The organism is Ancylomarina euxina (assembly GCF_003863355.1).
Lineage (GTDB): Bacteria > Bacteroidota > Bacteroidia > Bacteroidales > Marinifilaceae > Ancylomarina > Ancylomarina euxinus.
The window spans coordinates 1-1,146 of record NZ_QQWG01000058.1 but is presented as its reverse complement, the minus strand read 5'-3'; the positions used below and the strand labels follow the sequence as shown (position 1 = coordinate 1,146).

Genomic DNA, 1,146 nt, shown 5'->3' with positions numbered 1-1,146 from the left:
ATTATTTTGAGAAATATTTTCTCTCCCTTTTTCAACTCTCGCCGTTTTCCTTTACCAGACTTTTAAGAACTTTTTCGCTATTTAAGCGGCTGCAAATATAAGAACTTTAATTCCTAAACTGCAAATCTTTTTTCGTTTATTTTTTAATTGTTTTTTACCAAGATTACTCAGTGTTTACAAGCATTACAAACGGGTCAAAGATCAACGCCTCTCTCTTAAAGCGAGTGCAAATATAGACTTTATATTCCCAACTTTCCTAATGATTTTTTCATCTTTTCTCTGGTTTCAAACTAAACCACTAAAAATCAGATACCATTATTTTTAAAAAAGATTTTATTCATGATATCTAGGACTCAAAACAAGGGGATATAAAGGGCTATCGTGAGGGGAAAAGATCGATTAATTCCTTTCTATCTTTTTTTCAGCTTACAGTCTTAACGTAAATAAAGATTGGATTTTTTGACAGCTCCTGTTCTTGGATTTCTTTTTTTAGATGCAGAAAAAGTAAATCTGCCTATTTGATGCCTCATTCTTTTTCTAAACAAGGGTCTTTTTCTGTGATTTTAAATTTGTGGTAAAGCATAAGTATGTAAAAACAAAGTGTACTGGTAAGCTGAAAAAGAAAAATAGGGGAAGTATCAGCTAATATAATTCAATGATTGGATGAATAGATGTTCCTGGATAGAGAATAAACTCATCAAATCTGATAAGGGAGGATATTCAACAGCTAGTCGCTCATGCGATATTTCTATCCATATTAAATATAAAGGGTGTGAGTGGGGCTATCTGTGGCCATCAGCGGGAGATAATTTACCGATCGGGAACTTGTTTTAAGCGATTAATAGGCTCTTCAAAGATGTTTTCCTTTAGAGATTGGATTAGCTGAACCCTTGCATCTGCAATGATCAGCCCGATTTGCGAGAGAAGCAATTGGGAATTTATAACGCCTCTTTGTTTTTCAGAGATTAGGGCATAAAAAAAGCGTCTTGCTTCCATTGGAAACAAGACGCTTAAAGGTCGGCATCGACCTACTCTCCCACCTTTCGGCAGTACCATCGGCGCTAATGGGCTTAACTTCTCTGTTCGGGATGGGAAGAGGTGGAACCCCATTGCTATAGATACCTGAAATCTTCAGTTATCAGCATT

The 1,146-nt window shown here is 35.8% G+C and carries 1 rRNA gene; it reads right to left on the bottom strand.

Features of this window, described 5'->3' with window-relative positions:
* Nucleotides 1-1,015 precede the first annotated feature (1,015 nt).
* A 5S ribosomal RNA gene (gene rrf / locus DWB61_RS17555) occupies nt 1,016-1,126 on the bottom strand.
* Between the last annotated feature and the right edge of the window lie 20 nt (nt 1,127-1,146).